The sequence below is a fragment of the Thermogutta sp. genome, assembly GCF_014359955.1.
Lineage (GTDB): Bacteria > Planctomycetota > Planctomycetia > Pirellulales > Thermoguttaceae > Thermogutta.
Genome location: NZ_JACIYL010000121.1, coordinates 1 through 8,338, shown reverse-complemented (window position 1 = coordinate 8,338; position 8,338 = coordinate 1). Strand labels below are relative to the sequence as shown.

Annotated in this window: 7 protein-coding genes; 6 read left to right on the top strand and 1 reads right to left on the bottom strand. The window is 57.1% G+C overall.

Annotation, left to right across the window (positions count from 1 at the left end):
- Nucleotides 1–386 (top strand): NAD(P)-binding protein (locus tag H5U08_RS05720; protein WP_297031148.1); only part of this gene is annotated, 386 nt, incomplete at its 5' end.
- Nucleotides 387–407: 21 nt separating this feature from the next.
- Here H5U08_RS05720 and H5U08_RS05715 read toward each other — a convergent pair.
- A complete protein-coding gene (locus H5U08_RS05715) occupies nucleotides 408–1,436 on the bottom strand; it encodes a zinc-dependent alcohol dehydrogenase family protein (protein WP_297031146.1) in 1,029 nt (342 codons plus the stop codon).
- A 274-nt stretch (nucleotides 1,437–1,710) separates the two neighbouring features.
- Here H5U08_RS05715 and H5U08_RS05710 point away from each other — a divergent pair, with 274 nt between their 5' ends.
- The 5 genes from H5U08_RS05710 to H5U08_RS05690 all read left to right on the top strand — a co-directional run.
- On the top strand, nucleotides 1,711–3,387 hold the full coding sequence (locus tag H5U08_RS05710; RefSeq protein ID WP_297031144.1) for a right-handed parallel beta-helix repeat-containing protein: 1,677 nt from the start codon (nucleotides 1,711–1,713) through the stop codon (nucleotides 3,385–3,387).
- Nucleotides 3,388–3,681: 294 nt separating this feature from the next.
- The gene (locus H5U08_RS05705; RefSeq protein ID WP_297031141.1) at nucleotides 3,682–5,958 is read left to right on the top strand and encodes an NfeD family protein; all 2,277 of its coding nucleotides are present in this window, start codon (nucleotides 3,682–3,684) and stop codon (nucleotides 5,956–5,958) included.
- Nucleotides 5,959–6,209: 251 nt separating this feature from the next.
- Nucleotides 6,210–6,800 (top strand): NfeD family protein, encoded by a 591-nt coding sequence (locus H5U08_RS05700; protein WP_297031139.1) that lies wholly within the window; start codon nucleotides 6,210–6,212, stop codon nucleotides 6,798–6,800.
- A 185-nt stretch (nucleotides 6,801–6,985) separates the two neighbouring features.
- Nucleotides 6,986–8,056 carry a flotillin-like protein FloA gene (gene floA, locus H5U08_RS05695; RefSeq protein WP_095416165.1) on the top strand — a complete coding sequence of 357 codons (1,071 nt, stop codon included), beginning with the start codon at nucleotides 6,986–6,988 and terminating at the stop codon, nucleotides 8,054–8,056.
- Between the two features lie 47 nt (nucleotides 8,057–8,103).
- Nucleotides 8,104–8,338, top strand: a 235-nt coding sequence (locus tag H5U08_RS05690; RefSeq protein ID WP_297031136.1) for a hypothetical protein, incomplete at its 3' end; no start/stop codon positions are given.

Genomic DNA, 8,338 nt, shown 5'->3' with positions numbered 1-8,338 from the left:
CTGGCCCCATGGGCGGGCACATCGCCGCTTATCTGGAGACGCTGGGAATGGACGTTTGCCTTATCGACCAAAGCCCTCTCAACCTGCAGCCGTTCGCCCAGCAGGGTTTTCGCACGATTTGCGGCGATGGGCGGGAACCGGATGTCCTTCAACGAGCAGAGATCCGGGATGCAGCGATGGTCGTGGTGTGTGTGCCGGATGATGGGGTCGCGATCGCCATTGTCAAAGTCGCCCGCCAGTTCAACCCGCGAGCCACGATCATCGCGCGCTGTCGATATCAAAGTCATCGAAGTGCTCTGGAACTCGCGGGTGCCAACTATATTATCGTGGAGGAAATCGAGGCTGCCTGGGCGGTGCAACGTTTCCTGCAAGGACGCTGGCGTTGAGCGGTACCCCGTCGAAATCATTCACGCAATGCGCAGGACTTTCGCCCCTGGTGTCTTTCCGAATTTCAAATCCTGCAGCGCCCGATTGGCCTCTTCGAGTTTGTATTCCCGCACCACCGGTCGGATTTCCGAAGCCTCGGCCAGTTTCAGGAAATCGATGACATCTTGCCTGGTGACATTGGCCACGCTCTTGATCTCTTTTTCCATCCAGATGTGCTCCGGGTAGGAAAGGCGAAGAAGTGCATCCTTGTCCACCTCTTCTTTGCGAATGGCGTTGATCACCAGCCGACCTCCCGGCCGTAAAGAAGCAAGCGACTCCACAACCGGCCGCCATACCGGTGTGGTGTCTATGATGGCGTCCAAAAGCTCCGGCGGCCTGTCGGGGATATCGCCCGTCCACACGGCGCCCAGTTCATGGGCGAGGGCTCTCTCCGCTGGATTGCGTGAAAAGACATAAACATCCATTTTCGGCCAATGGGCGCGCACCATTTTAAGCACAAGGTGGCCGGAGGCACCAAAGCCCATCAGGCCCAGACGCCCTGTCTCTTCTAATTTCGTCAAACGGAACGCACGGTAACCGATGGAACCGGCACACAAAAGCGGCGCCACTTCGTGATCGCTCAATGAGTCTGGCAGATGATAGGCATATTCGGCGCGGGCGATCATCTTTTCCGCATATCCGCCGTGCGCATCCCTGCCGGTCCCGCGGAATTGAGGGCACAGGTTTTCTTCTCCCGAGGCGCACTGGGGACATTGCCCACAGGCCGAAAAGATCCAGGCCACGCCCACCCGGTCTCCTATCGAGAATTTTTCAACATCGGGCCCGATCGCGATCACCCGACCTACCACCTGATGCCCAAGGATGATTGGAAAAAACACCGGTGTGGCGCGACCTTCCAATTCGTCCAACTCCGTGTGACACACCCCGCAGGCCGTCACGGCGAGGAGAATCTCTCCAGGGCCGGGCACTGGATCCGGCCAGTCCATGAGTGTCAAGGGTTGGGAATCCTCGGTGAGCTGCGTTATTTCACTGAGAACCATCGCACGCATGGCATATATCTCCTCCGCGGCAGTCGAGCACCTTCTTCTTCAGCATGACCCATTCGTTGCTCATTGTTATAGTCTGCCAGAAGTCGTGAAGTAACGACCACCTGCCCTGGTCCCTGTCAGCCAGTCTATGTGAGTGCAGGCAACGGCGGAAGGATGCCTGTACTCTTGCCACAGGAAACGATCTTCAAGACAATGAGCACCGCGTCGTGGCCATAGCCAGTTTTGGTCCAACCAATTCAGTTCAGCCAGCAAGAGGTTTTTCAGGAGCCAGGCCATGCGTTTGTCAACGGTGCGGTTCCTTTTTTGGCAAGCGTCCTTCATCATGGCGATTCTTGCGGGTGTGCTGGTGGTGGCCGAAGAGCCATCCTCCGTCGCGGCGAAACCCGTTGCCATTCCCACGTTTCATTGCGTGGGAGTGTACTGGTCACCGCCAGGTGGTGGGGTCAACCGGCGGGTCTTCATACGCTTCCGCGAGGTGGGCACAAACGCATGGCACGATGGACTGCCCATGAAATTTAACCCCATCGCGAACACCGATGAAGATCTGGCTGACTATCGGGGAAGCATCGTCAACCTTCGGCCCAACACCACTTACGAAATCGAGCTTCGGTTGGAAGGCACTGATACGTCAACCCGCTTGGTGGCACGCACGTGGGATGAAAAATTTCCTGAGGGCGAAACCATTGCCTTGGCTGGTGGTACGAGCCCGGTCAACATCACTCAATCCGGACGACCGGATGCCTACCGCGTTTACGACGGCAAAGGGGCCGTGATCGACGTCGGCCACCACCATGATGCATGCATCACCATCTCCGGCTCGTACATCATTGTCAGAAACTTCGTCCTGCGCGGGGCCGGTTCCCGGGATAACTTGAGGCGCTCCCCCATCGGTGCCATTCGCATCGAAGATGGTCACGACATCGTCATCGAAAATTGTGACATTTCCGACTGGGGGCGCATCAATCCGGAAACTGGTTTCGGATTTGATTATGATGCCGCCATTCTCTGTCGGAACCGCAATGTGCGGCGGGTGATCATTCAGCGGTGCAAACTCCACCACCCCTTCGCGGATACAAACACGTGGTACGAACCAAAATATCCCACGCATCCGCAAGGCCCACAGTGCATTTCTTTTTTTGACACCGCGGGCAATCACGTGATCCGCTACAACGAGTGCTACTCCGATCTTGACCACATGTTCAACGACGTGATCGGAGGCGGAAGTAACGGCAGTTTCCGCGGCGCGCCCGGCCCCGACAGCGATATTTACGGCAATTTTGTGAGCCATTGCTGGGATGATGGCCTGGAAGTGGAAGGCGGCAATCGAAATGTCCGGGTATGGGGCAATTACATCACGCAGTGCATGATGATGATCGGGAACGCTCCAACCTCGATTGGGCCCCTTTACATCTGGCAGAACATTGTCGCCCGCAGCCAGTGGCGCCCGGACCACACGGGCGGCTACTTTTTGAAGATGGGATATGCGATTAGCGAAGACTGGATGACAGGCCACATGTACGTCTTCCACAACACGATATTTTCTGGTGAACCGTTCCTACCAACCGGCGGATTAGGAGGTAACCGTATCGTGAAGCACTGTGCTTCCCGCAACAATATCCTTCAGGTAATGTCCCCAGATCAGAGAAGCATCAGCGCCTCTCCGGAAAATGTGGATAATGACTTCGACTACGACCTTTACAACGGTCGGATACCGGAAGGCCATGAGACGCACGGAATCCGCGGTGTACCAATCTACGAGGAAAACGCTGGTCTCGATTTCCAGACTAAAACAGGCAGTTTCCGGCTTGCCCCGGATTCACCTGGCCGCGGCGCCGGAGAGTTCATCCCCAACTTTTCTCCCCCTTTCGCAGGGAAACGTCCTGATATGGGCGCGCACCAAAGCGGGGCGAAACCTATGCGGTTCGGTGTATCCGCAGAATGGAACCCCTGACCGATTCTTCCTCGCGTGACCGGAATGTGTGGCCGAGAACCCGTACCAGCGAGCTTTTAGCGGCTGTGCGGAAGCCCTCGCTGGAGCCCTCGTACTCGCAACACCGCCGTACGATGGCTGCTCAAAGAGCGTGTCACCCTCTACAATGGTAGGCGGCGGAGGCTGGCATCACCGTAGCACGGGTTGCATGCCTTTGAGAAAAAGTCGGCAGAAAAACGACCGGCCTCCGAACCACTCACAAATTTGCGGGGGTTACGGATGAACGAGCGACGATTTTTCCCAGGAGGACGGATCGTGCGCCATCCCTTGGCCGTAGTACTCGTTGTCGCGTCCCTTGTGGGAATCGGTGCTTTTCCGCAGGCCGGATTCGCTCAGATTTGTGGTTCCGTCACGGCCACGTTTCCGACAGTCCTCTTCGCGGAAGCCCCATCCGGTGACGCGCGCCCTTCCGCCCCAGGGGAAGAGGGGGACAACGTCGGTCCCGGAATGATTGGCCGGCTGATCCCCATTCAGTTGCCCATCACCGGTCCAAGTGGTGCCCGGGTGAAGCAGCTCATCCTCCGGCTGATCGATAATTTCAAAGGGCAAAAAGACAAACTCGTTTTCATCCTCCGATTCGATACCAAAAAAGGTGAAGAAGCTTACGCGGGACGAAGTGAATTCGGTGCCTGCTACGATCTTGCAGACTTTCTGACGAGCGAGAGCCTTGCCGGCGTCAAAACAGTGGCCTACATCCCCTATCGAGCGGAGGGCCACGCTGTGCTCGTCGTTATCGCGTGTCAAGAGATTTACATGGCGCCGGACGCCGAATGGGGTGCAGCAGGCATTGCCGAGCGACGGATCACACCCCCGATGCAAAGTGCCTACCGGCACATCGCCGAACGCCGCCGCAGTATTCCTGTCGCGGTTGCCCTGGGAATGCTGGATCCCTCGCGAACCGTCCTTCAGGTGGAAACCGATACCGAGCGACTTTTCGTCACACCGGATGAGCTGGAACAAATACGTAAAACGCGGACTTTACGCGGTGCACCCAGTGTGGTGTTTCCAGCAGGACAGCTCGGTCGTCTGACGGGTCGCGAATCGCGGGCGCTCGATTTGATCAGCAGCACGGTTACCGACACGCGAGAACTCTACGCCGCCCTGGGACTTCGCGCCAATCTCGTTCAGGAAGAGCGTTTCGTCGCGGACCACTGGCGGGCTGTTCAGGTGCTCATCGAGGGCCCCATCACTCCCGCTTCCGTCGAGCGTGCCCAACGACTCATCGAGGAAGCGAGGCAGCGTAAAGATGCCAATTTCGTCTGTGTTCGGATCGATAGTGCGGGAGGTTCACCGCGTGATGCTCTCAAATTGGCGTCGTATTTAGCGGCAGATTTGGATCCCGAAAAAGTTCGTACGGTCGCCTATATTCCCTCCCGCGCGCTGGCGGACGCCGCACTCATCGCCGTCGCCTGCGACCAGATCATCATGGCTCCCGGGGCGTTGTTGGGTGGGGAAGGAAACGCCGTGCCTACCGAAGACGACCTACTGCAAATCAAACGCGTCGTGCGGGACGTGATTGCCAAACGCACCGGGCGGACCTGGTCGCTCCCGCTTTCCCTGGTGGACCCCAACGTGGAATTGTTCCGATACGTGCGCAAGGGGATGCCCGATTTTGCTGAGTACATGTCGGAGGAGGAATGGGCACAGTTACCCGACAAGAACGAGTGGGAGAAAAAAGACCTCGTTAAAGAAAAAGGTAAACCTTTGCAGGTAGATGGCGCAAAAGCAGTCGAATACGGCCTGTGCCGGGACACCGTGGAAAGCTTCGCTGAGTTCAAAGGACTATACGGACTGGAAAACGATCCTGCTCTTCTGGAACCCACCTGGGTGGATACTCTCTTGCGGGCGCTTTCTTCCCCGTATATTGCCGTGCTTCTCCTGATTATTGGAGGGGTGGCTTTACTCGTCGAAGTCCAGACACCGGGAATCGGAATCGGGGGATTCCTGGCCGCGGTGTGTTTCGTGCTCTTTTTCTGGAGCCGATTTCTCGGAGGGACGGCCGGATGGCTGGAAGTCGTCCTTTTCCTGCTGGGGGCCTCCTGCCTGCTTCTGGAAATATTCGTGCTGCCTGGTTTCGGGATCTTCGGCCTGGGTGGCGGACTGCTGATTGTGGTCTCTCTGGTGCTGGCCAGTCAAACATTCATCGTACCGCAGAACAGTTATCAATGGCTCCAGCTTCAAAAATCGCTTTTGATCCTCCTTTTTGCGGCGATCGGAATTGGCGTGGTCCTGGCGTTCATCAATCGGTGGTTGCCGAAAACTCCCGGACTCAAGCACCTCATGCTTACACCTCCGTCCGAAAACGAGGCGGAAGATATGCTTCGACGTCGAAGCCTTTTGGACATCGACGAATCCTTTGTGGGCCAACAGGGTGTCGCGGTCACGAAGTTGTTACCCAGCGGCAAGGCCCGTTTCGGCCAGCGCATCCTCGACGTAATTTCCCAGGACGGAGACCCTATCGATCCGGGCACTTCCGTGGTGGTCACCGAGGTCCGCGGTAACCGTGTTTACGTTCGTCCGCAGGTGTCGTAGTACGTGTCACTTCTTGTCACGCTGTTTTCTCCCTCGAATATGTACCCTCGCAGGCGATGTATGGCACGGCAGGTGTCACTTCGCGTTCTGCCCACTCGATGAGGGGCAGAACCACCTCGTCGGTCAACGTCGCGTACTTGCCCGCAGGACACTGCTGTGATACACTGGCCTTCGACTGGCATGGAAAAGGCGTGATGAGATGTCTATTTGTTGTTGCCTGTCTGGCCGGTTGGTGGTAGAGGGAGTGATGGATGAACACTTGGCTGTGGCCGGTTCTGCTGATGCTGACAGGCTTGTTCCTGGCTATTCTTGAGTTGTTCTTTGTTTCTCACGGTATTCTCACATTTCTTTCGCTGTGTGCTGTTGTTGGGGCCATTGTCACCGGTTTTATGTATAGTGCCGGTTTGGGCGTCGCTTTGCTTCTTGTCAGCGTCTTCGGCATTCCCGCTTTTGTGATTCTTGCGATTTATCTATGGCCCAAAACACCGGTGGGAAAGCGGGTGATGCTTCCGCCTCCCCAGGTGGAGGCGTGCCTGCCGGATAATCCCAAACTGCGCGAGTTGCGAAGCCTCATTGGGCGGGTGGGCAAAACTAAAAGTCCGATGCTGCCCGCGGGGGTGGTCGTTATTGATGGTCGCTCCTATGATGCTGTGAGCGATGGTTTTCCGATCGAGGCAGATCAATGGGTCCGCGTGGTGAACGTTTTTGGTTCCTGGATTACCGTCCGCAAACTCGAAGAAGGGGAACAACCTGTTGACCAGAAGCCGGAGGAACAACCCGGCGAAAACTGGCGAGAAAAGCCGATCGATGAGATCGGCCTGGATCCATTTGCGGCCGCCTGAGAACATGGTGGCCCCCAGCCCAATACGGAAACGGAGCCCAAAAGGGTTGGAACCGGCGTCGATGGTGTCCAACCATAACGGAAAAAGGTTAGAATTGAGAAGCCGTCGCGAAAGCTGCTGATGGCGGCGATAAAAGGCCGACCGGTCAGCCACAAACGGTCGCCAAACAAGGAAAGGGTTGCGAAATGCTCCCGATTGCCCAGCAAAACCAAGACATTTTCCAGATCATCGGATTCGTGCTCATCCTTGCCGCCATTATCGTGGCGCTGGTTTTTCTGGCAGTTTTCTTCAAATTCTTTCGCCTGTGGATTCAATCCAAGACAACCGGGGCCCGCATCGGAATCCTCGATCTTCTGGGCATGACGTTTAGAAAAGTTCGGCCCGAAGTGATTGTCCGAGCGAAAATCATGGCGGTGCAGGCCGGGATCACGGAGAAGGACGGCGTCACCACGCGAGCGCTGGAGGCCCATTATCTGGCCGGGGGCGATGTCAACAAAGTGATCCGTGCCATGATCGCGGCACGGAACGCCAAAATGACCGAGCTTGATTTTCGGCTGGCCACAGCCATTGATCTGGCCGGTCGAGACGTCCTGGAAGCCGTCCAGACCAGCGTGTATCCCAAGGTGATCGACTGCCCCAAGAAAGGCTCCGGCAAGGAAGCCCTGGAAGCCGTCGCTCGCAACGGAATCCAGCTTAAAGTGCAGGCGCGCGTGACTGTACGAGCCAATATCCTCCAGTTGATCGGCGGGGCCACGGAAGAAACCATCATCGCCCGGGTGGGTGAAGGCATCGTCAGCGCCATCGGCTCCGCAGAAAGCCACTATGAGGTTCTGGAAAACCCCGACAGGATCTCGAAGGCTGTGCTGGCGCGACGCCTCGACCGGCAGACGGCGTTCGAAATTGTCTCCATTGACATCGCCGACATCGACGTAGGCCAGAACATTGGGGCGAGAATCCAGGCCGATCAGGCAGAAGCTGATATGCGCGTGGCACAGGCCAAGGCCGAAGGCCGTCGGGCCATGGCCGTGGCCGCCGAACAGGAGAATTTGGCGCTCATCGAGGAAGCCCGGGCAAGGCTCGTGGAAGCCGAGGCCGAAGTCCCGCGAGCTATCGCGGAGGCGTTCGAATCGGGAAAACTGGGAATCATGGATTACTACCGGTTGAAGAACATTCAGGCGGATACCGAGATGCGATCGGCGATCGCCCGGATGGGTGTCCCGGTCACACAACAGGTCCGCCCGCAGCAGGCCGGTTAGCCGCTCGGCTTTTTCAGTAAGCCTTCGTACCACAGGAGCTGGACTTCATGGCAGTGAATCATATTTTCCTTCTGGCCGATTTCACGCAGCTCATTGTGGCGCTTATCATCATCATCCTGTCGATCGTGGGGTCCATCATCCAAAACCGGCAGGAAGCACTCAAACGCGAGCAACGAAAAAAGAATCGCCGTCCCCGACCTCCGGAAGATAACATCGATCTTCTTCTCAGAGAGGCCGAACAGGAGTCTCCGCGGTCACCTGGGGATCGTGTGCAGGTTCGTC

What these genes read in the sequence shown, in the direction of transcription:
- H5U08_RS05715 (WP_297031146.1), bottom strand. Translation starts at nt 1,436, where the DNA reads ATGCGTGCGATGGTTCTCAGTGAAATAACGCAGCTCACCGAGGATTCC.
- floA (WP_095416165.1), top strand. Translation starts at nt 6,986, where the DNA reads ATGCTCCCGATTGCCCAGCAAAACCAAGACATTTTCCAGATCATCGGA.
- H5U08_RS05710 (WP_297031144.1), top strand. Translation starts at nt 1,711, where the DNA reads ATGCGTTTGTCAACGGTGCGGTTCCTTTTTTGGCAAGCGTCCTTCATC.
- H5U08_RS05700 (WP_297031139.1), top strand. Translation starts at nt 6,210, where the DNA reads ATGAACACTTGGCTGTGGCCGGTTCTGCTGATGCTGACAGGCTTGTTC.